Annotated in this window: 19 protein-coding genes; 9 read left to right on the plus strand and 10 right to left on the minus strand. The window is 67.2% G+C overall.

The annotated features are described in order from the left end of the window. Positions 1–23: 23 nt before the first annotated feature. Positions 24–1286, minus strand: a complete 1263-nt coding sequence (locus tag FEZ61_RS07945) for a cytochrome P450 (RefSeq protein ID WP_173148148.1) — start codon at positions 1284–1286, stop codon at positions 24–26. Positions 1287–1485: 199 nt separating this feature from the next. Here FEZ61_RS07945 and FEZ61_RS07950 point away from each other — a divergent pair, with 199 nt between their 5' ends. Next, the gene (locus FEZ61_RS07950) at positions 1486–2139 is read left to right on the plus strand and encodes a DUF2238 domain-containing protein (RefSeq protein ID WP_173148149.1); all 654 of its coding nucleotides are present in this window, start codon (positions 1486–1488) and stop codon (positions 2137–2139) included. Here FEZ61_RS07950 and FEZ61_RS07955 read toward each other — a convergent pair. Further along, positions 2136–3830, minus strand: a complete 1695-nt coding sequence (locus FEZ61_RS07955; RefSeq protein WP_173148151.1) for a dihydroxyacetone kinase family protein — start codon at positions 3828–3830, stop codon at positions 2136–2138. The two genes, FEZ61_RS07950 and FEZ61_RS07955, sit on opposite strands and share 4 nt — an antisense overlap. A gap of 212 nt (positions 3831–4042) precedes the next feature. Between FEZ61_RS07955 and msrP the strand changes: the two genes are divergently transcribed. Then, positions 4043–5053 (plus strand): protein-methionine-sulfoxide reductase catalytic subunit MsrP, encoded by a 1011-nt coding sequence (gene msrP, locus FEZ61_RS07960; RefSeq protein ID WP_173148153.1) that lies wholly within the window; start codon positions 4043–4045, stop codon positions 5051–5053. Then, positions 5053–5664, plus strand: coding sequence for a protein-methionine-sulfoxide reductase heme-binding subunit MsrQ (gene msrQ / locus FEZ61_RS07965; RefSeq protein ID WP_173148155.1), 612 nt, complete (start codon positions 5053–5055; stop codon positions 5662–5664). The genes msrP and msrQ overlap by 1 nt, the downstream gene beginning before the upstream one ends. Before the next feature lie 169 nt (positions 5665–5833). Here msrQ and FEZ61_RS07970 read toward each other — a convergent pair whose 3' ends face one another. Together FEZ61_RS07970 and FEZ61_RS07975 are read right to left on the minus strand one after the other, a co-directional pair. Beyond that, positions 5834–6433, minus strand: coding sequence for an START domain-containing protein (locus FEZ61_RS07970; protein ID WP_173148157.1), 600 nt, complete (start codon positions 6431–6433; stop codon positions 5834–5836). Between the two features lie 50 nt (positions 6434–6483). Beyond that, positions 6484–6738 (minus strand): YkgJ family cysteine cluster protein, encoded by a 255-nt coding sequence (locus FEZ61_RS07975; RefSeq protein ID WP_026083919.1) that lies wholly within the window; start codon positions 6736–6738, stop codon positions 6484–6486. Positions 6739–6923: 185 nt separating this feature from the next. On the opposite strand from FEZ61_RS07975, the gene FEZ61_RS07980 reads away from it, so the two are divergent. Both FEZ61_RS07980 and FEZ61_RS07985 read left to right on the plus strand, forming a co-directional pair. Beyond that, positions 6924–7475 carry an exonuclease domain-containing protein gene (locus FEZ61_RS07980; RefSeq protein ID WP_068383975.1) on the plus strand — a complete coding sequence of 184 codons (552 nt, stop codon included), beginning with the start codon at positions 6924–6926 and terminating at the stop codon, positions 7473–7475. An 83-nt stretch (positions 7476–7558) separates the two neighbouring features. Next, a complete protein-coding gene (locus FEZ61_RS07985; RefSeq protein ID WP_017641737.1) occupies positions 7559–7840 on the plus strand; it encodes a pyrimidine/purine nucleoside phosphorylase in 282 nt (93 codons plus the stop codon). 83 nt (positions 7841–7923) lie between these two features. On the opposite strand, the gene pdxB is transcribed toward FEZ61_RS07985, so the two are convergent. Next, a complete protein-coding gene (gene pdxB / locus FEZ61_RS07990) occupies positions 7924–9087 on the minus strand; it encodes a 4-phosphoerythronate dehydrogenase PdxB (protein WP_068383973.1) in 1164 nt (387 codons plus the stop codon). 130 nt (positions 9088–9217) lie between these two features. Between pdxB and FEZ61_RS07995 the strand changes: the two genes are divergently transcribed. From FEZ61_RS07995 to FEZ61_RS08005, 3 genes are all read left to right on the plus strand, one after another. Next, entirely contained in the window at positions 9218–10579 is a 1362-nt protein-coding gene (locus tag FEZ61_RS07995) for an MATE family efflux transporter (protein ID WP_068383971.1), read from the plus strand. Positions 10580–10672: 93 nt separating this feature from the next. Then, complete coding sequence (locus FEZ61_RS08000) at positions 10673–12826, plus strand: mechanosensitive ion channel family protein (protein ID WP_068383969.1); 2154 nt, start codon at positions 10673–10675, stop codon at positions 12824–12826. An 88-nt stretch (positions 12827–12914) separates the two neighbouring features. Next, positions 12915–13565 carry an SGNH/GDSL hydrolase family protein gene (locus FEZ61_RS08005; RefSeq protein ID WP_082731515.1) on the plus strand — a complete coding sequence of 217 codons (651 nt, stop codon included), beginning with the start codon at positions 12915–12917 and terminating at the stop codon, positions 13563–13565. A 231-nt stretch (positions 13566–13796) separates the two neighbouring features. Here FEZ61_RS08005 and FEZ61_RS08010 read toward each other — a convergent pair whose 3' ends face one another. The 3 genes from FEZ61_RS08010 to rlmM all read right to left on the minus strand — a co-directional run bounded on the left by FEZ61_RS08010 (position 13797) and on the right by rlmM (position 15811). After that, the gene (locus tag FEZ61_RS08010) at positions 13797–14378 is read right to left on the minus strand and encodes an Sbal_3080 family lipoprotein (protein WP_173148159.1); all 582 of its coding nucleotides are present in this window, start codon (positions 14376–14378) and stop codon (positions 13797–13799) included. A gap of 75 nt (positions 14379–14453) precedes the next feature. Next, a complete protein-coding gene (gene tusA, locus FEZ61_RS08015; protein ID WP_064308061.1) occupies positions 14454–14693 on the minus strand; it encodes a sulfurtransferase TusA in 240 nt (79 codons plus the stop codon). A gap of 56 nt (positions 14694–14749) precedes the next feature. Continuing rightward, on the minus strand, positions 14750–15811 hold the full coding sequence (gene rlmM, locus FEZ61_RS08020) for a 23S rRNA (cytidine(2498)-2'-O)-methyltransferase RlmM (RefSeq protein ID WP_173148160.1): 1062 nt from the start codon (positions 15809–15811) through the stop codon (positions 14750–14752). Positions 15812–16008: 197 nt separating this feature from the next. On the opposite strand from rlmM, the gene acnA reads away from it, so the two are divergent. Further along, on the plus strand, positions 16009–18708 hold the full coding sequence (gene acnA / locus FEZ61_RS08025) for an aconitate hydratase AcnA (protein ID WP_173148162.1): 2700 nt from the start codon (positions 16009–16011) through the stop codon (positions 18706–18708). Between the two features lie 48 nt (positions 18709–18756). On the opposite strand, the gene FEZ61_RS08030 is transcribed toward acnA, so the two are convergent. Both FEZ61_RS08030 and FEZ61_RS08035 read right to left on the minus strand, forming a co-directional pair. After that, on the minus strand, positions 18757–19650 hold the full coding sequence (locus tag FEZ61_RS08030; protein WP_173148164.1) for a LysR family transcriptional regulator: 894 nt from the start codon (positions 19648–19650) through the stop codon (positions 18757–18759). 74 nt (positions 19651–19724) lie between these two features. Next, entirely contained in the window at positions 19725–20684 is a 960-nt protein-coding gene (locus tag FEZ61_RS08035; RefSeq protein WP_173148166.1) for an ABC transporter substrate-binding protein, read from the minus strand. Positions 20685–20692 lie beyond the last annotated feature (8 nt).

The raw sequence follows: 20692 nt of genomic DNA on the forward strand, positions 1-20692 counted from the left end.
GGCGCTCTGACACCTGTGGCAAGCTAGGCCACCGAACTGCGGGTGCGCTGCACTGCCTGGACCTCGCTCAGGATCAGGCCACTGGCGGGGCGCATCGGCATCCGCGCCAGATCGATGCGCAGATCCTGGGTTGGCACCTGGTAGGTCATGTCCTGCAGCAGCAGGCGCAGGGCGGCGGTCATGAGCGCCAGGGCGATGCCTTCGCCCGGACAGCGGTGCTGTCGGGCCACATCACCGCCGCCCTGGGGTACGAAGGCGGCGCCCGGGATCGCCTCGGCGACAAAGCGCATGGGCTCGAACACCTCGGGACGCTCCCAGCTGCGCGGATCGCGATTGGTGCCATAGAGATCCAGCAGGACGCGGGTGCCGCGGCGGAAGTCGACGCCGTGCCATTCGAAGGTTTCCCGTACTCGCGCCACGGTGAAGGGAAAGAAGGCGTAGAAGCGTCGCACCTCCTGGGCGAAAGGCAACCGGGCGGCGGGATCGGCCCGCAACCGTTCGCGCCAGGCCGGTTGCTTGTAAAGCGCCAGGGCGGCAAAGGTGGAAAAGCGTGCTACGGCCACCGTTGGCCGCAGCACATTGAGCAGCTCCACCGCGGCCACCCGTGGCGACAACGGCTGACCATCCGGCTCCCGGTGCTGCGCGATCAGCGCCAGGGCGCTGCCAGTCGGTGCCGGCTGCTTGCGGGCCTGCTCGACCTGCCCGCCAAGCCAGCGCTCCAGCCGCCGACGTGCCCGGCGAGCGCCCAGGTTGGCCAGGCCTGGGCTGCCGGCGCCTTCGAGCAGCGCGACCAGGTCGGCACAGCGCTGCCCCTCCTCTTCCGGGGCCAGGGTGACGCCCGCCCAGTCGCAGACCGCGCGGGTATAGAGGCGATGCAATTCGTCCAGCAGGATAATCTCTCCGCGGCTCTGCCAGCTGGGCAGCCTGGCGCGCCACTCCCGTTCCACCCGGGTGATCAAGGCCTCCACCCGCGCCGGCCGGGTAATCTCAAGGAAGAGCGCCTTGCGCTGGCGGTGAGCCGCACCATCCAGGCCCTGGACGCCGCCTTCGCCGAACAGTGTCTGGCGCAGTGACCGGGGCGCGGCATCCACTCGGGTGAAACGTTCCTCACGATAGAAGAGCTCCACCGCCGCCTGGCCACGCAGACAGAGGATGGGCTGCAGGAACAGCCGGGTGGCGAAGACATCGCTATCCAGGCGATCGCAGCGATTGCTGATGAAGGCATAGCCTTCGCGCAACAGTGCCAGGCTCGAATCGAAAGCCGAGAGCGGTGGCAGGATGGACATCGAGAGCTCCAGGGGAGGGAAAGGTCCTGCCCGTGGGACCGCGGGCAAGCGGCGCCGGTGCCTCCGCTGCGCTTGCTGTTTTTGCAGCGACGCCGCGACGATATCGGGTCGCCGCATTCGAACGCTGGCGGTCGAGCGGAGGTCCACGCAGCAGGGGCCGTCGTCGCGACGCTCCGCATTCCGGACAAGGCTCTCGCGTTTGAACCCCACCCGCTGTTCCCGTCTGCAACTCCTTCTTCTGCTGACCCTGGCCGTCCTTACCCTGGCGCTCGGCTGGGCCCCCTTGGACCGTTTCACCTGGACGATCGAGCAGCTCCTGGTGATCATCGCCGTGCTGGGCGTGGCCCTGGTCCAGCGACGGCTTCGGCTGTCGGCCAGCGCCAGCCTGCAACTCTTCGGCTTTCTGGTGCTGCACCAGATCGGCGCCCACTACACCTATTCCCGGGTGCCCTACGACGACGCCTGGCAGGCCCTGACCGGTTACCGGCTGACCGAGGTCCTGGATCTGCAGCGCAACCACTACGACCGGCTGGTCCACCTCGCCTATGGCCTGCTGTTGGCCCGGCCAATTCGGGAAGTGGTCCAGGGCCTGACCGGGCTGCGCGGCTGGCGGAGCGCCTATGTGGCCCTGGAATTCATCCTGGCCTCCTCAGCCGGTTACGAATTGATGGAATGGCTGGGCGCCGATCTGCTGGCGGGCGACGCCGCGGAAGCCTTCGTCGGCGCCCAGGGCGACCCCTGGGACGCGCAAAAGGACATGGCCCTGGCCTTCGTTGGCGCCCTGCTGTCGCTGGTCTGCCGCCATGGCTGGCCCGGTCGCCGCGGGACCGGCCATGGCGCTGACTCGCGCTAGCGGGCGATCACGGGTTCCAGGGCTTCCAGCCAGCAGACCACCGCCACGGCGCCGCCATCGGGAATGCCGCGGGCCCGTTCGCCCAGGTAACTGGCGCGACCCTGGGCCGGCAGCATCTCGGCGGTAGCCGCGGCGCCCTCGCGAGCGGCAGCGAGGGCCGTGGCAAAGGCCTGCGCCGGGCTGGCACCAGCCCGGGCACCGTCCGACAGGGCATCCGCTGCCGGTCGCAAGGCATCGAGCATGGTGCGCTGGCCCGGTTGGGCGCCGCCGAGTTCGGCAAGGGCCTGGACGCCGCCATCGAGCGCTTCGGCCCATTGAGCCAGCGTGGGTCGCTCCACCCCGTCCAGCACCTGGGCGGCGCGGACCAGGGCGCAGGCGTAGAAGGGTCCGGAGCTGCCGCCGATGGCGCGGCGCAGAGCCTGCCCCATGGCTGCCAGGGCACTGGCCGGGGCATACCAGGCGCTGGCTGGCAAGGCGCGCATCGCTTCGGCGCCACGGGCCAGGCTGGTGCCGAGATCGCCATCCCCGGCGCGGCTGTCCAGATCGGTGAGGCGAGCTTCGTTGGCCAGCAGGCTGGCGATGATCGCATCTGCCGCCTCCTGCAGACGCTCGGCCAGGGGACCAGGGGTGCGTGGGGTTGTTTCGGCTACCGCTACAGGTGCGGGCAACAGGGTGGGTGCAGCCGGTAGCTGGCCGGCGCCCGGCCAGGCGCGGGCCAGGGTCGGCGCATCGAGCAGCGCCAGGCGCGCCTCATCCACCGGTAGCAGCGACAGCGAACAGCCGGGCATGTCCAGGGCGCTGAGAAAGGTGCCGGTCCAGGCCCGCGCCACCACCAGGCCGCGCTGACGCAACTGGAGCAGTGCCGCCCGCGCCATCAGCGCGAGTTCCAGCGGCGGCGTCGCGCCCAGGCCATTGACCAGCAGCGCCAGGCGCGTCCCCCTGGCGTAGCCGCCGTCTTCGATGAGGGTATCCAGCAACCGCGCCACGGTGGCGTCGGCGCCCAGCCAGGGGCCGCGCTCGACGCCCTGCTCGCCATGGATGCCGAGGCCCCACTCCACCTCGTCATCTGCCAGTTCGAAGCCTGGGTGCCCCACCGCCGGTGCCGTGCAGGCGCCCAGGGCGACACCCATGCTGCGCAATTCGGCACTCGCGGCGCGGGCCAGGCTGGCCACCTCCGCCAGCGGCCGACCGGCTGCGGCCGCCGCGCCGGCAAGCTTGTGGATCAGCACGGTGCCGGCGATGCCGCGGCGCCGCTCCGGCGCCACGGTATGGTGCAGGGCGGCGTCGTCCGCCACCAGCACCGTCTCGACCGGAATGCCTTCGCTGCGCGCCAGTTCCGCGGCCAGGCCGAAGTTGAGACGATCGCCGGTATAGTTCTTGACCACCAGCAGCGCCCCGGCGGGCCCGGCGGCCGCCCGGATCGCGGCCAGCACGGCATCCACGCTGGGCGAGGTAAAGACGTCACCGGCCACCGCGGCGGTCAGCATTCCGTCCCCGACGTAGCCGGCATGGGCCGGCTCGTGGCCGCTGCCACCGCCGGAAATCACCGCCACCGGGCGTTCGGCGGCGGCCAGGGGCTGGCGCAGGATGACCTGTTCCTCGGCCAGCAGGGCCAGGCCGGGATCCAGGCTGACGAGACCTTCGAGCAGTTCGCGAACCACCGCGGTGGGGCTATTGATCAGCTTCTTCATCGGGCACTCCTGAGGGGCGAGAGGTCGCCGCAGTATGGCACGGGGTCTCGAAGCCGCCCGGCGGCGGCCTGAAGGTCCTGCCCGTCAGAGCGCAACGGCCTTCCGCCGGACCGGGACGGCAGGCTATCGTTGGCCCGGGAAGCTTTTCACGACCGGGATGTCTCACGCTGTTAGCCAGCCGCGCTCCTGCGCGCTCCCCGTCGAGGTCCGTCATGCCGATCAAGATCGTTCCACGCTCTGCCTGTCGTGGGTCGGAGATCACCCCCGAAGCCGTCTACCTGTCCCGGCGCCAGCTGCTCGGTGCCAGCGGCGCCCTGCTCGCCGGCGCCGCCCTGCCCGGCTGGGCGCTGGCGGCCGCTTCCAGCTATGGCGACGTCGAAGCCGCCAAGGGCCCGGACTGGTTCGAACGCAAGCTGCCTGATACCCGCTGGCAGGCGGCCACGGTCAAGGGCGAGGACATCACGCCCTTCAAGGACGCTACCCACTACAACAACTTCTATGAATTCGGGCCGGACAAGAGCGATCCCGCCGCCCATGCTGCGCAGTTGCCCACCCAGCCCTGGAGCGTGGTAGTCGATGGCGAGGTGGGCAAGCCCGGCACCTACGGGCTGGAAGACCTCTTCGGCCCCGACACCCTGGAAGAGCGCATCTACCGCATGAGGTGCGTCGAGGCCTGGTCCATGGTCATCCCCTGGCTTGGCTTTCCGCTGGCCAGCCTGCTCAAGCGCGTCGAACCCACCGGCAAGGCGCGCTACGTGAAGTTCGAGACGCTCAAGGACCCGCAGCACATGCCCGGCATGAACTCCAGCTTCGCCCTGCTGGACTGGCCCTATGTGGAAGGCCTGCGCCTGGATGAGGCCATGCATCCGCTGACGCTGATGACGGTGGGCATGTACGGCCGCGTGCTGCCCAACCAGAACGGCGCGCCGCTGCGGCTGATCGTGCCCTGGAAGTACGGCTTCAAGGGCATCAAGTCCATCGTCCGCATCAGCCTGGTGGCCGAGCAGCCACGCACCACCTGGCAGGGCATGGCGCCCAACGAGTACGGCTTCTATGCCAACGTCAATCCGGAAGTGGACCACCCGCGCTGGAGTCAGGCCCGCGAACGGCGCCTGCCCAGTGGCCTGTTCAGCCCCAACGTGCGGCCGACCCTGATGTTCAACGGCTATGGCGAGGAAGTGGCTTCGCTCTACAGCGGCATGGATCTGCGGAGAAACTACTGATGGGCTTGCTGCTCTGGCGGGTCGCGGTGTTCATCGCCGCGCTCTGCCCGCCGCTGTGGTGGCTGTACCAGGCCTGGATCTTCGCCCTCGGCCCGGACCCGGGCAAGGCGCTGGTGGACAAGCTGGGCACCGGCGCCCTGGTGCTGCTGTTGCTGACGCTGAGTCTGACCCCGCTGTCGCGCCTCACCCGCTGGAAGCTCTGGCCGGTGATCCGCCGCCAGCTCGGCCTCTGGACCTTCACCTATGCCCTGCTGCACTTCCTCGGCTATCTGGCCTTCGTGCTGGGCTTCGACCTGTCGCAACTGGGCGTGGAGTTGCAGCGCCGGCCCTACATCATCGTCGGGGCCGCGGCCCTGCTGATCCTGCTGGCCCTGGCCGTCACCTCCAATCGCCCGGCCATGCGCCGCCTGGGCAAGCGCTGGAAGGAGCTGCACCGGCTGGCCTACCTGGTGCTGGGCCTGGGGCTCTTGCACTATCTCTGGATCGTGCGCTCGGATCTCGAAGAGTGGTCGATCTACGCAGCCATCGGCGCCGCCTTGCTGGCCTTCCGCCTGGTGGACGGCTGGCGGCGCAAGAAACGCAGTCATTCGGTAGCCAACCCGGCTCGTTGATTACCACCGCTGAAGCAGAGAGGTGAGTCCCCTCTGCTTCAGCGCTATAGGGGTGGTATTAAAAAAAGGCTACCAGGGAATACCTTGGGGCCGGCAAGATCCGGCACAGGGGTGGTATAAAAAAGGTCCGGCGCCACGGGAGCCAGGCCTTTTGCCTAGAGACGCCGGATCAGCGCTGCGCGGCCTGGCGCAGACCCTTCAGGGTGTTGAGCGGGGCATCCACTACGAAACTGTTGGCCAGCCAGGACGGCACGCTGCCACCGGGCTCGCTCTGGGCCTCGTAGGTCACTTCCGAGCCACCGTTCTTCGGCACCACGCGCCACTGGCCCTGGAAGCTCGCCACCCGCACATAGCCATCGGCGGCAGGACGATAGTCGGGCTGGCCTTCGAGGGTGCGGGTGAAGCCGCCGTCGGGGGTCTTCTGCTCGGTGATATGCAAGACCACGTCGCGCGCGGTCACCGGCCAGGGCATCTCGATGCGCATGTAGGTCCAGGCCTGGTTGTCCTGCCGCTTGAGCACCTGCAGCGACTGGCAACGGAAGATCCATTTGCAGGAGCCCACCGGATCGTCCTGCAGCTTGGCGATGGTGGCTGGATCGGCCTTGATCTGGACCACGCCGCGATAGGCCTTGTACTTGGAGCCAGCGACGGCGCGGGTATAGACCTGGATACCGTCTTCCTGCTTGGCGAGTTGCCAGTCTTCGGCCTGGACCAGACCAGTGGCGACGAGCAGGGTCAGGGCGAGGATGGAGCGAAGCGGCTTGTGCATGGGACGTCCCTTGTTGTTGTGATTGTCGGAGAGCGCAGTTCAGAACCGGATCAGGCGGCGGTTTCACCCTCCAGGCGCAAGAGGATGGCCATGGCCTCGGCGCTGTTGCTGCCGCAGAAGGCCAGCTCGGCCCGGAAGCCGCCGCACACCGCCGGGCGCAGCGGAGAGCCGAACAGATCGCAGCGATTGGTACTGTCCAGGTGGGCGCAGCGCACGCCGGAAGGCTTGCCCTGGGGCATGCGTGGCAGCGGTGAGGAGATCGACGGCGCGATGCAACAGGCGCCACAGCCCGGACGGCATTCCATGGTGAAACTCGCTAGAGAAGAGGCTTGAAGCTTAAAAGCAAGGCTAGAGCCTCACAAGCAAATCGTGACCAGATGTCGCTATCGAGTCATGAATGTAACATTCATTCGCACGATGCTACGCAACCCAGAGATTTTTCGGCCGTCATATCTGCGATGAGCGGGGCGGCTGGCCCGAGGGCGTGACGATGAAGCATTGGCTGGTGCTGGACCTGGAGGCGACCACCGACGAAGGCGGCTGGCCGCTGGAGTTGATGGAAATCATCGAGATCGGCGCGGTGATGGTGAACGCCGAGGGGCAGGAACTGGATCGCTACCAGAGCTTCGTCCAGCCCGAGCGCCTGCCGCTGCTGACGCCCTTCTGCCGCGACCTCACCCACATCAGCCAGGCGGATGTCGATGGCGCCGAGCCGCTGGCGGGCACCTGGCTGGGCTTCGAGCGCTGGCTGGGCGCCTATGAAACCACCCTGGCCGGCTGGTGCAGCTGGGGCGATTTCGACCGCCGCCTGCTGGAGCGCGCCTGGCGCGAGCATGATCTGCACACCCATCTGGCGCGGGTGCCGCACCGCAATCTCAAACAGGCCTTCGCCAAGGCCCGCGGTCTGGCGCGCCCGCTGGGTCTCACCGCCGCGCTGGAGTCGGCGGGGCTGGCCTTTACCGGGGTGCTGCACCGTGCCGAGACCGATGCGCGCAATACCGCCAAGCTGCTGCCGGCCAGCCTGCCCGCCTTCGCCCGCTAGTCGCGGTGTGGACCGGTGACAGCCGGGGACGGCCTTGGGCATACTCGCGGACGCTTCTAACCGCTCTCGCACAAGGAAATCCGATGTTCAAGGTCAACGAATACTTCGACGGCACCGTCAAATCCATCGCCTTCAGCCTCAAGTCCAAGCCGGCCACCCTCGGCGTCATGGCCCCTGGCGAATACGAATTCGGCACCAGCCAGCTGGAGATCATGCATGTGGTGGCCGGCGCCCTGACCGTCAAGCTGCCGGGCAGCGAGAGCTGGGAAACCTTCGCCGCGGGCAGCCAGTTCACCGTGCCGGCCAACGCCAAGTTCCAGCTCAAGGTCGCGGAAGACACCGCCTACCTCTGCGAATACCACTGATTTCGCGCGTCCCGTCTCTCGGCCATCCAGGCCGACTGGCGGGGGCCGCTGTCCTGCGTGAACGCTTCCGCTCCGCCTCGGTCCTAAGCGACACCGCCGCTTTCGGAGTCGTCGCCATGTCGCCAGTCGCAGCCCAGGGCACTCGCCAGCCGAGCCACACCCGCCCCTTCGAGCAGCAGCCCCGGAATCTCCCGACGCATGGGATAGCCCTTGCGCAGGGCGTCGAACGCCTGGGCGCGCGCCAGGGCCGGCAGGCCGAGGGTCGCACGTAGCGCCGCATCGTCGTCGCGCGGATCGTAGACCGCGCGACAGACACGCCTGAAGGCCGTCGCCTCGGGCGCATCTCCGCTGAACACCAGGCGCTTTAGCTGCTGCGGTGGCAACAGCTCGTCCAGACTCAACCGTGGCGTCTCTCCCGCCCAGGCGCAGAACGCCGCATAGATCTGCGCGGTGCCGCGCCACTTGCCTTCCAAGCTGTGCCCGGCGATATGGGGCGTCACCAGCTGACAGAGACGGGCCAGTTCAGGATCGATACCTGGCTCGCCTTCCCAGACATCCAAGGCCACTTTCAGCTCGGCGCCACCGGCCAGATGCGTACGCAGCGCGACGTTGTCGACTACCTCGCCCCGGCAGGCATTGAGCAGCCAGCTGCCCGGACGCAATCTTGCCAGGCGCGTCGCATCGAACAGGTGCAGGGTGCGCTGTTCGCCATCACGGACCAGTGGGGTGTGCAGACAGAGTACGTCGCAGCGCTCGATCAACTCGTCCAGGCTGTGGAAGTCGCCCGGCTCGGTCGCCTGCCGTGGCGGATCGCAGACCAGCACCGTCCAGCCCAGGCCCCGCAACACCTCGGCCAGGCGGCCTCCGACCTGGCCGGCGCCGACGATGCCGTAGGTACGCTTGGCCAGGTCGGCGCCAGCGCCGTCGGCCAGTGCCAACAAGGCGCCCAGCACCCAGTCCACCACGCCGCGGGCGTTGCAGCCGGGCGCATTGCGCCAACGGATACCCGCCTGCTGCAGATAGCTGAGGTCCAGATGATCAGTGCCTATGGTGCAGGTGCCAACGAAGCCGACCCGAGATCCGGCCAGCAGCGTCTCGTCGATGCGGGTGATGGAGCGCACCAGCAGGGCATCGGCGCGGCTCACGGCAGCGCGATCGAAGGCGCGTCCGGGGAGGCGTTCGAGGGTGGCGTGGGGGCCGAAGAAGGCGTCCAGCAGCGGAATGTTTTCGTCGGCGAGAATGTGCATGCCTGGGCACTTGCAAGGGAGGGAACCGGCACTTTAGCAGGCATCCCGCACCAGGCAATGGTCGCCGCGAGGCTTGTCACGCCAGCCATGAAGACTAGACTATCGGCCCCGAAGCTGACCGAACGATCAAGTGACCTCCACCCTGCCCCGTATCAGACGTGAATTCGGCGCCCTGCTCTCCCTGGCCGCGCCCATCGTCATCGCCCAGCTCTCCCATTCGGCCATGGGCTTCGTCGACGCCGTCATGGCCGGTCGCGTCGGCCCGCTGGACCTCGCCGCCGTCGCCCTGGGCAACTCCGTGTGGATTCCGGTGTTCCTGCTGATGACCGGCATCCTGCTGGCGACCACGCCCAAGGTGGCCGAGCGCCACGGCGGCGGCCGCAGCCAGGAGATCGGTCCGCTGGTGCGCCAGGCGCTGTGGCTGGCCCTGGGCTGTGGCCTCATCGCCAGCCTGCTGCTGCTCAACGCCCGCCCCCTGCTGGTGGCCATGCATGTCGACGCCCAGCTGATCGGCCCGACCCTGCTCTATCTCAAGGGCATCGCTATGGGCCTGCCGGCCACCGCCTTCTACTATGTGCTGCGCTGCTTCAGCGACGGCCTCGGGCGCACCCGGCCGGCGATGCTGGTGGGCATCGCCGGTCTGGCGCTGAATGTGCCGCTGAACTGGATCTTCATCCATGGGCACCTGGGGCTGCCGGCCCTGGGCGGTGCTGGGTGCGGCTTCGCCTCGGGCACGGTGATGTGGGCGATGCTGCTGGCCATGCTGGCGATCATCCGCACCGAACGCTATCGCTCCTGCGCCATCTTTGCCCGCTTCGAGCGGCCGCACGGCCCGACGCTGCGCGCCCTGCTGGCCATCGGTGTACCCATCGGCATCGCGGTGTTCGCCGAATCCAGCATCTTTTCCGTGGTGGCCCTGCTGATCGGCGAGCTGGGGCCGACCGTGGTCGCCGGGCACCAGGTGGCGCTGAATTTCTCCGGCCTGGTATTCATGGTGCCCCTGGCGCTGGGGATGGCGGTGACCGTCCGCGTCGGCCAGGCACTGGGCCGCGGCGAGCCGCGCGAGGCCCGCTTCGCCGCCGGCGTCGGCATGGCCGCGGGGCTGCTCTGCGCCTGCGTTTCCTGCACCCTGATGCTGACCGCGCGCACCTTCATCGCCGGCCTCTACTCCCAGGACCTGGCGGTGATCCAGCTGGCGGCCTCGCTGCTGGTATTCGCCGGTATCTTCCAATTCTCCGATGCCATCCAGGTCACCGCCGCTGGCGCCCTGCGCGGCTATCAGGACACCCGGGCGACCATGGTCATCACCCTGCTGGCCTACTGGGGCGTGGGCTTGCCGGTGGGCTGGGCGCTGGGCCTGAGCGACTGGTTCGGGGCACCGCGCGGCCCAGCCGGGCTGTGGCAGGGGCTGGTGCTGGGCCTGACCTGCGCGGCCATCCTGCTGTCGGTACGCCTGGCCCGCAGCGCCCGTCGACGCATCCACAGCGCCTAGCGCGCTGCCCTTGCTACACTGGCCACCTCGTCGCGGACGGCTGCCCTGCCGACCGGGACGAGGGTTTCCCTCTTTCGTGAGCGTGCGGCTTCGATGATCTTTCGCCTGCTTCAACTCCTCTGCCTCTGCTTTCTGCTCATCGGCCCGGTCCAGGCCGCCCTGCCGGGGCTGCCGGGCACCCAGAAGGACCAGGTCGATCCGCAATTCGGTCAGTCCCTGGACCAGGTCATCAAGACCCTGGAAAGCGAGCAGCAGCGCAATCGCCTGCTGGCGGATCTCAAGAAGCTGCAGGCGGCCCAGGCCAAGGCCGAACCCAGCGCCTCCCAGGGCGTGATCGGCCTGATCACCGACACCATGACGGTGGTCGAGCAACAGCTGCAGCGCGACAACCTGCGCCAACGCTGGCAGTACCAGCTGGAGCAGGCCGGTGCCGAACTGGCCGCACTGGTACCGGCGCCCGAGCAGCGCCTCAACCTGCTCTCCGGCTTCGTCATCACCCTGGCCTTCTGGGCCGGCTGCGCCCTGGGCTTGAAAAGCATCAGTCACCGCCTGCGGGTGAGATTCGGACTGGCGGAGGAGTTGCCGCTCCAGCCGCGGACCCTGGATCTGGTGCGTTTCGCCCTGCGCAAGCTGGCGCCCTGGCTGCTGGCCTTCATCCTGACCCTGGTGGTGTCCCTGTGGCTGCCGGATTCACTGGGCAAGACGGTGGCCGTCGCCCTGGCCTATGCCGCCGTCACCGGTCCCCTGTTCGCCGCCACGGTGGTGGTGATCTGCTCCCTCCCCAGCGGCGCCCATCGCAACCGCGCCCTGTTGATCCTGCGCCGACGCGCCTTCCGTCCACTGTGGATCATCGGCAGCCTGGCCGCCCTCGGCGGCGCCGCCAGCGATCCGCACCTGGCCGAGACCCTAGGGCCACACCTGGCCGCCGTCATCGCCATCGGGGCCAATATCTGCGCGGCGCTGCTCACCGCGCAGTTCGCCTTGAGATTCCGCCGCCCCATCGCCCACCTGATCCGCAACCAGCCGCTGGCCAAACGGCAGGCCCTGCGTGGCCTGCAGGGCGTGCGCCACCTGATCGCCCGGCTCTGGCACCTGCCGCTGCTGATCCTGGTGGCGGTATCGGTGGTGGCCACCTTCGTCTCCGCCGGCGACACCAGCGACGCCCTGCGTCGCGCGCTGCTGTTCGCCGTGACCATGGGCGCCGCCCTGGGCCTGAATGCGTTGGTACGGGCGCGGCTGCTGCGCCGCCGGCCCAGTGGACGCATCCAGGAAGCCTATGCCGAACGGCTGCGCGCCTTCTTCGTGCTGGTGCTGGGCATCGTCATCTGGCTGGTAGGCATCGAGCTGGCCCTGCGCGCCTGGAATCTCTCGCTGCTGAGATTCAGCCAGGGCGACGGTCATGCGGTCGCCAGCAAATTCTTTGGCCTGGGCGGCACCCTGCTGCTGGCCTGGCTGGTGTGGATCCTGGCCGACACCGCCATCCACCGCGGCCTCAATCTGCACCGCGTCAGCCCCAACAACGCCCGCGCCCAGACCATGTTGCCGCTGATCCGCAACGTGCTGTTCCTGACCATCTTCGTCATCGCCCTGATCGTCGCCCTGGCCAACATGGGCGTGAACGTCACCCCGCTGCTGGCCGGTGCCGGCGTCATCGGCCTGGCGGTGGGCTTCGGCGCTCAAAGCCTGGTAGCCGACCTCATTACCGGGCTGTTCATCATCATCGAGGACTCCCTGGCCATCGGCGACTATGTCGACGTCGGCAACCACCTGGGCACCGTGGAGGGCCTGACCATCCGCACCGTGCGACTCAGGGATATCGACGGCATCGTCCACACCATCCCCTTCAGCGAGATCAAGAGCATCCAGAACTACTCGCGGCAATTCGGCTACGCCATCTTCCGCCTGCCGATCCCCCAGGCGCTATCGGTGGACAAGGCCATCGAGATGGTCCAGGAAGTGGGTCGTACCCTCCGCCAGGATCCCTTCATCGGCCGGGACATCTGGTCACCGCTGGAGCTGCAGGGGGTGGAGAGCTTCGATTCCGGCATGGCCATCCTGAGATTCCGCTTCAAGACCGCGCCGATCAAGCAGTGGGAGGTCTCGCGGGCCTTCAACCTCAAACTCAAGCGCTACCTGGACGACGCCGGCATCGAGCTGGCCTCGCCGCGCATGAACGTGCGCTACGAGGTGGGCGGCTCGCCGCTGGATCAGGCGACCCGCGGCGGCCAGGCGCCGAGCGAGGGCTGACCCGGCTGCGCTGGCACGACCGCCGGCCCTCGCGACCGGCGGGAATAGCCACTAGGGTGAGGATGACCTGTCCCGACGAGGCTTTCCCATGCCCTTGCGTACCCTGCTCTGCTATGGCGACTCCAACACCCACGGCACCCGCCCCCTGACCCAGCCCGGCCTACTTAAACGCTTCGGCTGGGACGAACGCTGGACCGGCGTCCTGGCCCGCGGCCTGGGCAGCGACTGGCGGGTGATCGAAGAAGGCCTGCCGGCGCGGACCACGGTGCATGACGACCCCATCGACGGCCACCACAAGAACGGCCTCAGCTATCTCCGGCCCTGCCTGGAAAGCCAGCTGCCCGTGGATGTCCTGCTGCTGATGCTGGGTACCAACGACCTCAAGGCGCGGCTGTCGGTGACGCCCGCGGACATCGCCAGTGCCTTGCAGGTGCTGCTGGAAGAGATCAAGCGCTGCAATGCCGGCCCGGACGGCGCTACGCCCAGGCTCATCGTCATGGCCCCGGCGCCCATCGAGGAAGTGGGCTTTCTCGGCGAGATCTTCGCCGGCGGCGCGGCCAAGTCTCGCCAACTGGCCGCACGCTATCGCCAGGTAGCCGAAGCCCAGGGCGCGACCTTCGTCGATGCCGGGGAAATCATCCAGGTAAGCCCAGTGGACGGCGTGCATTTCGAGGCGGACCAGCATCGCCGGCTCGGGGAGCATCTGCTGGGCGTGGTCAAAGGCTTGGATGCTGCCTGAGCGTAGGCTGGACAACGGCATGCCCTTGTCCACGGGTTCGGGGCTCGACGGTGGAAAACGCTGCGCGGTTTTACACGTTACGGGGTGACGGGCATCGTCCTGTTGGGCTTCGACGATGGAGCCGTCTCAACCCAACCTACGAAAGCCAACCCCGTGCGGTGGGGCCTTGGCTACGCGTCGTAGGTAGGCTGAGCGTAAGCGAAGCCCAACGTTACGGGCTCGACATTGAAGTCAGCGATCCAGACCATAGCGCTGCCGAAGCGCACGGTACTGATTGCTGTAGTCCTGATAGCTGAGGTTTTTTGCCTGAAGCGCAGCCAATTCGTCTTCAAAGGTCAGCCCGGCAGGTGCGGAGGTAGGGACAGCACTCGTGGTCGGTCTGGTGACAGGTGCGGGACGCATCTGACCCAAGAGCTCATCTACCACCGGATTGATCTTTGTTGCGGTCCCCTGCCACTTCATAAAGGAGAAACCACCCTTACCCCGCAGGTGATAGTCAGCCTGACCCACCAGGCGCCCACTGGCGTCACGCAGGGTCAGCTCGGCAGCTGATAAGTAAGGCACGCCGTCCCAGGTTTGCCGCGCGGTGTACTCAAGAATGTATGGGCACTCGCGTGGCACCTGCGTATAGCTCTCGGTAGGCACGCTGTGCCGAGCAAAGCCGGCCCGGACCACGGGGAGAAAGTCCTTCACCCAAACCGCAGGATTCTCCTGGATACATACCAAATCCGGGCGTACGGCGACGGGCTGGACCTGTACCGACGTGCACCCCGCGAGAATGAGCGAGACAACACCCAGCATCCTGGCTTTCATAAAAAGGCTTCCTTGCTTGCTAGATCACTTATTGTGAGCCAATTCACAATATCAAAGCGAGCTTTCGCGCAACCCTCACTCCACCTTCTTGCGAATCCAATACAGATAACGCCCGTCCCCTTCGCTCTTTTCCACCAGTTCATGACCGAGGAAGACGCAGAACTTGGGGATGTCGCGCTGGGTGGAGGGGTCGGTGGCGATGACCTTGAGCAGGGCGCCGGGGGCGATGTCGCGCACCTTGTTGTGCAGCATCATCACCGGCTCCGGACAATTCAGCCCGCTGGCGTCGAGGGTGGCATCGGCTTCGAGGGTCATGGGGTCTCCAGGGATAAAACGGTTACAGCGATCTGCATTCAGAGCCTGATGGCGGTCTAGGGTTTCCGATCCAGCCGGCGCAGATGACAGGTCACTTCCTCGCGGTCGTGGTAGAGCTGCTTGCAGCCGATGACCACGCGCTGGCCGCGATCTTCGAAATGGTCGCGCAGGCGTTCGAGGATGCTGGCTACTTCGCGATAGCGCTGCTTCATCGGCAGCTTGAGATTGACCACCGCCTCGCGGCAATGACCTTCGCCGATCCAGCGCTCGATCAGCGCCGCGGTACGCGCGGGCTTCTCGACGATGTCGCAGACCATCCAGTCCACCGGGCGCTTGGGAACATAGGCATAGCCGTCGACCTGCAGGTGCTCCACCAGGCCGCTGTCCATCAGCGTCTCGTTCATCGGACCATTGTCCACCGCCGTCACCAGCATCTCGCGGGCCACCAGCTGCCAGGTCCAGCCACCAGGCGCTGCGCCCAGGTCCACGGCACGCATCTCCGGCGCCAGACGGGTCTCCCATTCGGCGCGGGGAATGAACTGGTGCCAGGCCTCTTCCAGTTTGAGCGTCGAGCGACTGGGGGCCTCGCGAGGAAACTTCAGCCGTGGGATGCCCATGGGCCAGAGCGCGGCGTTGTCCGGCTCGACCACGCCGACGAAAACCTCGCGGCCACTGAGAAAGGTCAGCTGCAGGCGTGGCGCCCGGGCATCGTCCACCAGACGACCTGCCTTGCGCAGCGCCAGAGTCAGGGGGCGCTCGAATTTCTTGCAGAAGGTGGAGAGCGCCTTGCCATCGTTGGTGTCGGGCATTTCCAGCGCCAGGCTGCCGCAGACGGGATAGCCCGCCAGCAGCTCCAGCAGCGGCCCGATGCGGTCCTGCTCGGGCAGGCTGAGAAAGGCGCCACGGGACCACTGACGAGGGAAGATCAGCTCGCCGAAGGTGATGTTCTGCATCAACCGGGCGGCACCCTCGGCGTCGCCACAGACGAATTCCGCATAGGCCGCACCCGGCTTGCCCTTGGCGTAGCCGCCCACGCCGAGCAGCGCCGCCCGCTCGCCGAGCTCGGCGCAGACCTCGCCTTCGAATCCGGTACGGCACAGCAGCAACAGGGTATTCACGACAGGGCTTCCTCAAGGGGTCACGCAGGGCGCGCACTATACCCCAGCGCGCCCGCTGGGGAACGCCAGCGGCGCCTATCGGTCCAGTACTACACCTAGAAAAATCAGTCCGCCCAGCGCTGGTACGGGTCTCCTTCACGTTTCGAGGCTCGTACGGCCAGCGGGCAACCGTCGAAGCGTCGATAAGGAGACCCCTGATGCCAGCCCTGGACAGCCTCAAAAGCCTCAAGACCCTGCAGGTCGGTGAGCGCACCTACCACTATTACAGCCTACCCGACGCGGCCCAGACCCTGGGCAATCTCGACAAGCTGCCCAAGTCCCTCAAGGTGCTGCTGGAGAACCTGCTGCGCTGGGAAGACAACCAGACCGTTACCGGCGAGGACCTTCAGGCCCTGGCCGACTGGACCAAGACCCGCTCCGCCAATCGCGAGATCCAGTACCGGCCGGCGCGGGTGCTGATGCAGGACTTCACCGGCGTACCGGCAGTGGTCGACCTGGCCGCCATGCGCGAAGCCGTGGCCAAGGCCGGTGGCGATCCGCAGCGGATCAATCCGCTTTCCCCCGTCGATCTGGTGATCGACCACTCCGTGATGGTGGATCGCTACGCCAGCGAAAACGCCTACCACGAGAACGTTGAGATCGAGATGGAGCGTAACGGCGAGCGCTATGCCTTCCTGCGCTGGGGCCAGAACGCCTTCGACAACTTCCGCGTGGTCCCGCCGGGCACCGGTATCTGCCACCAAGTTAACCTGGAGTACCTGGGCCGCACCGTCTGGACCAAGGACGAGGACGGTCGCACCTATGCTTTCCCCGACACCCTGGTGGGTACTGACTCCCACACCACCATGATCAATGGCCTGGGCGTGCTGGGCTGGGGCGTCGGCGGTATCGAGGCCGAGGCGGCCATGCTCGGCCAGCCGGTGTCCATGCTGATCCCCGAGGTGGTGGGCTTCAAGCTCACCGGCAAGCTGCGCGAGGGCATCACCGCCACCGACCTGGTGCTGACCGTGACCCAGATGCTGCGCAAGAAGGGCGTGGTGGGCAAGTTCGTCGAATTCTTCGGCGATGGCCTGGCCACCCTGCCCCTGGCCGACCGCGCCACCATCGGCAACATGGCACCGGAGTACGGCGCCACCTGCGGTTTCTTCCCGGTGGACCAGATCACCCTGGATTACCTGCGCCTGTCCGGTCGTCCCGAGGAGACCGTGCAACTGGTAGAAGCCTACACCCAGGCCCAGGGCCTGTGGCGCAATCCCGGCGACGAGCCGGTGTTCACCGACGTGCTGGAGCTGGACATGGGCGAAGTCCAGTCCAGCCTGGCCGGACCCAAGCGACCGCAGGATCGTGTGCTGCTCGGCGAGGTCTCCAAGACCTTTGGCGATTTCACTGCCCTGGCGCCGAAAAAAGCCGAGGCCCCCAAGGCGGGCAGTGGCGTGGAAGTCCAGCTCGACGGCCAGACCTTCCAGCTGGAGGACGGTGCCGTGGTGATCGCCGCCATCACCTCCTGTACCAATACCTCTAACCCCAGCGTGATGATGGCCGCCGGTCTGCTGGCGAAGAAGGCCGCCGAAAAAGGCCTGATGCGCAAGCCCTGGGTCAAGTCGTCTCTCGCCCCCGGCTCCAAGGTGGTGACCGACTACTACAACGCCGCCGGTCTCACCCCCTATCTCAACGACCTCGGTTTCGATCTGGTCGGCTATGGCTGCACCACCTGCATCGGCAACTCCGGCCCGCTGCTCGATCCCATCGAAAAGGCGATCCAGGACGCCGACCTCACCGTGGCCTCGGTGCTCTCCGGCAACCGCAACTTCGAAGGCCGGGTGCATCCGCTGGTCAAGACCAACTGGCTGGCCTCGCCACCGCTGGTGGTGGCCTATGCCCTCGCCGGCAGCGTCAAGGTCGATCTGACCCAGGAGCCACTGGGCACGGGCAACGATGGTCAGCCGGTCTATCTGAAAGATGTCTGGCCCAGCCAGCAGGAAGTGGCCGACGCCGTGCAGAAGCTCGACACCGCCATGTTCCACAAACAATACGGCGCCGTCTTCGACGGTGACGAGAAGTGGCAGGCGATCCAGGTGCCGGACGCCGAGACCTATGTCTGGGATGCCGACTCCACCTACATCCAGAATCCGCCCTTCTTCGAGACCATTGCCGGCGATCCGCCGCGCATCGCCGACATCCACGATGCCCGCATCCTGGCGTTGCTGGGTGATTCGGTCACTACCGACCACATCTCTCCTGCCGGCAACATCAAGAAGGACAGCCCCGCCGGTCGCTACCTCGCCGAGCACGGCGTGGACTATGCCGACTTCAACTCCTACGGCTCCCGTCGTGGCAACCACGAAGTCATGATGCGCGGCACCTTCGCCAACATCCGCATCAAGAACGAGATGCTGGGCGGCGAGGAAGGCGGCAACACCTTCCACGTCCCCAGTGGCGAAAAGCTGTCGATCTACGACGCGGCCATGAAGTACGAGCTGGAAAACACCCCGCTGGTGATCATCGCCGGCAAGGAATACGGCACGGGTTCCTCCCGTGACTGGGCCGCCAAGGGCACCAACCTGCTGGGCGTGAAGGCCGTGGTCGCCGAGAGCTTCGAGCGCATCCACAGATCCAACCTGGTGGGCATGGGCGTGCTGCCGCTGCAGTTCAAGGACGGCGTCGATCGCAAGTCCCTGGGGCTGACCGGCAAGGAAAAGATCGCCGTGCTGGGCATCGACGGTGTCGAGTTGCGCCCGCGCATGCCGCTGACCCTGGAAGTCACCCGTGAGGATGGCAGCCTGGAAAGCGTCGAGGTGCTCTGCCGCATCGACACGCTCAATGAAGTGAGCTACTTCAAGGCCGGCGGCATCCTGCACTACGTGCTGCGGGAGTTCCTGGCCAAGCCCGCGGCCTAAGCAGGCGTTAGCGGACGCCCGGCAGCCTGGCTGCCGGGCGTTCTGCCGTCAGGAGGCTGCCAACAGCTGACTCGCCGCCCGCCCGAACCCTTCGACCACCTCCTGCAACGGCCCGAGAAAGCGTGGGTGGATCAGCCACAGCTGGATCTCCGGCTTGAAGTCCTTCAAGGGAATCACCGCCAGCCGTTCGCGATGGGCGCTCAAGGCCAGCAGCGGTGCCGGGACCAGGCCGAGGCCCTGGCCATCCGCCACCAGACCGAGCTGGAGTTCGGTGCCATAGGTTTCCAGGTTGATGCGCAGCGCCTGGCCCTGCTCGGCCAGGGTGCGCTGCAGACTGGCGCGAAAGCCGCAGCCATCGGGATTGAGCACCCAGCCCTGCGTTTGGAGGTCGGCCAGGCGCTTGGGTTTGGCCGGCGCCTGCGCGCGGGCGCAGACCACCTGCAAGGGCATGGCGCCCAGGGCCTGGGCCTCGATACCGTCGGGAAAGACCTTGTTGGCCGGAAACAGCACCAGGGCGCCGTCCAGTTCGCCGTGCTCGATCCGGCTCACCAGTACGCTGCCCCAGCCGGTCGCCACCTGGGTGCGCAGCTCCGGGTAGCGGGTGCGGATGTCTTTCACGGCCTCCAGCAACAGCGCATCGCCCAGGGTCTGGGGTACGCCCAGGCGCAGCAGTCCAGACGGCGGGGTATCACCCGCCACCCGCTCGCGCAGGGCATCCATCTCGCGCAGAATGGCACGGCAATGACCGTAGACCTCCTGACCCAGGCGCGTTGGCTTGAGCGGCTTGGTGTGGCGGTCGAGCAACTCGACCCCGAGATCCTGCTCCAGGCTCTGCAGGCGCCGGGTGATGGCCGGCTGGGTCAGGCCCAGCGTTTGCGCGGCGGCGTTGAGGGAGCCGCTGCGGAGCACCGCGACGAAGGCTTCGATATCGTCCGTCTTCATGAGGAGGCGTCTGACTTCCTGCTGGTGGATATGCGCCTCAAGCATAACGCAACACCTCCCCCGCTACCCGGTGCTCAGCGTTGCGCCGTCTGCGCGAGCGGGGCCAGGCTCGTGCCGAAGCCATCGTAGAACAGACGGCTGGCGTCATAGCCCTTGACCAGCCCTTCGCCCGCGAAGAAGTCGACGGTGCGCTGCGCCTGGGCAATGGCTGCGGGAGTGACTGGCCCGATGCTGGTGCGGGCACGGGCGAACCAGGCCTGGGCGATGGCCGCGTCAGCGCGGGTGCGCTCGGCCCAGGCGCGGGCATAACGCGCCGTATGCGCCGGATCGGCATTGGCCCAGGTCCGTGCCCGTTGCAGCCGCTGCAGGAAGTCGCCGATGGCACGGTGCTTGGCGGCATCGTCCAGGGCGCGCTGGCTGGCCACCACGAAACTCTGTGCCGGGATCAGATCTTCGGCGGTGGTGAGCACCCGGGCGCCATGGCGCTGGGCCTGGGTGACATAGGGCTCCCAGGTGGCGATGGCGTCCACCGAGCCGCCCTCCAGCGCATGGGAGGCATCCAGGGCGTTGAGGTAGCGGAAGCTCACCCGGTCGCGCGGTACGCCCGCGCGATCCAGGGCGGACAAGGCCAATTGCTGGCTCCAGGAGCCCTTCCAGATGGCCACCGTCTTGCCCTGCAGATCCGCCAGGCTACGGATGCTGGAATCGCCGCGCACCAGCACTGCCACCCCGTCGAGGCTCTGACGACTGATGCCGACCACCTTGATCGGCGCGCCGAGGGCGCCAAGGAACAGCGGCGGCGCATCGCCCAGCAGGCCCAGGTCGAGGCTGCCGACGTTGAGCGCCTCGGCCACCGGCGAACCGGCGGTGAATTGCTTCCAGTCCAGCTGGTACGGCAGGTCGTCGAGGACACCGGCGGCTTCCATCACGGTACGGGTGTTATAGCTCTGATCGCCCACCACCAGCGTGGTAGCCAACGTCTGGGTAGCGGCGAGCAGGCCGAGGGTGAGGCCAACAAGGGTCTTGCGTAGCATGGGAAGCC

This window comes from Pseudomonas sp. MS15a(2019) (assembly GCF_013277805.1).
Classification (GTDB): Bacteria; Pseudomonadota; Gammaproteobacteria; order Pseudomonadales; family Pseudomonadaceae; genus Chryseomonas; species Chryseomonas benzopyrenica.

Excerpts from the sequence above, each read along its gene's own strand:
- FEZ61_RS07945 (WP_173148148.1), bottom strand. The coding sequence starts at position 1,286 with ATGTCCATCCTGCCACCGCTCTCGGCTTTCGATTCGAGCCTGGCACTG.
- FEZ61_RS07955 (WP_173148151.1), bottom strand. The coding sequence starts at position 3,830 with ATGAAGAAGCTGATCAATAGCCCCACCGCGGTGGTTCGCGAACTGCTC.
- msrP (WP_173148153.1), top strand. The coding sequence starts at position 4,043 with ATGCCGATCAAGATCGTTCCACGCTCTGCCTGTCGTGGGTCGGAGATC.
- msrQ (WP_173148155.1), top strand. The coding sequence starts at position 5,053 with ATGGGCTTGCTGCTCTGGCGGGTCGCGGTGTTCATCGCCGCGCTCTGC.
- FEZ61_RS07970 (WP_173148157.1), bottom strand. The coding sequence starts at position 6,433 with ATGCACAAGCCGCTTCGCTCCATCCTCGCCCTGACCCTGCTCGTCGCC.
- FEZ61_RS07975 (WP_026083919.1), bottom strand. The coding sequence starts at position 6,738 with ATGGAATGCCGTCCGGGCTGTGGCGCCTGTTGCATCGCGCCGTCGATC.
- FEZ61_RS07980 (WP_068383975.1), top strand. The coding sequence starts at position 6,924 with ATGAAGCATTGGCTGGTGCTGGACCTGGAGGCGACCACCGACGAAGGC.
- FEZ61_RS07985 (WP_017641737.1), top strand. The coding sequence starts at position 7,559 with ATGTTCAAGGTCAACGAATACTTCGACGGCACCGTCAAATCCATCGCC.
- pdxB (WP_068383973.1), bottom strand. The coding sequence starts at position 9,087 with ATGCACATTCTCGCCGACGAAAACATTCCGCTGCTGGACGCCTTCTTC.
- FEZ61_RS08000 (WP_068383969.1), top strand. The coding sequence starts at position 10,673 with ATGATCTTTCGCCTGCTTCAACTCCTCTGCCTCTGCTTTCTGCTCATC.
- FEZ61_RS08005 (WP_082731515.1), top strand. The coding sequence starts at position 12,915 with ATGCCCTTGCGTACCCTGCTCTGCTATGGCGACTCCAACACCCACGGC.
- FEZ61_RS08010 (WP_173148159.1), bottom strand. The coding sequence starts at position 14,378 with ATGAAAGCCAGGATGCTGGGTGTTGTCTCGCTCATTCTCGCGGGGTGC.
- tusA (WP_064308061.1), bottom strand. The coding sequence starts at position 14,693 with ATGACCCTCGAAGCCGATGCCACCCTCGACGCCAGCGGGCTGAATTGT.
- acnA (WP_173148162.1), top strand. The coding sequence starts at position 16,009 with ATGCCAGCCCTGGACAGCCTCAAAAGCCTCAAGACCCTGCAGGTCGGT.
- FEZ61_RS08030 (WP_173148164.1), bottom strand. The coding sequence starts at position 19,650 with ATGAAGACGGACGATATCGAAGCCTTCGTCGCGGTGCTCCGCAGCGGC.
- FEZ61_RS08035 (WP_173148166.1), bottom strand. The coding sequence starts at position 20,684 with ATGCTACGCAAGACCCTTGTTGGCCTCACCCTCGGCCTGCTCGCCGCT.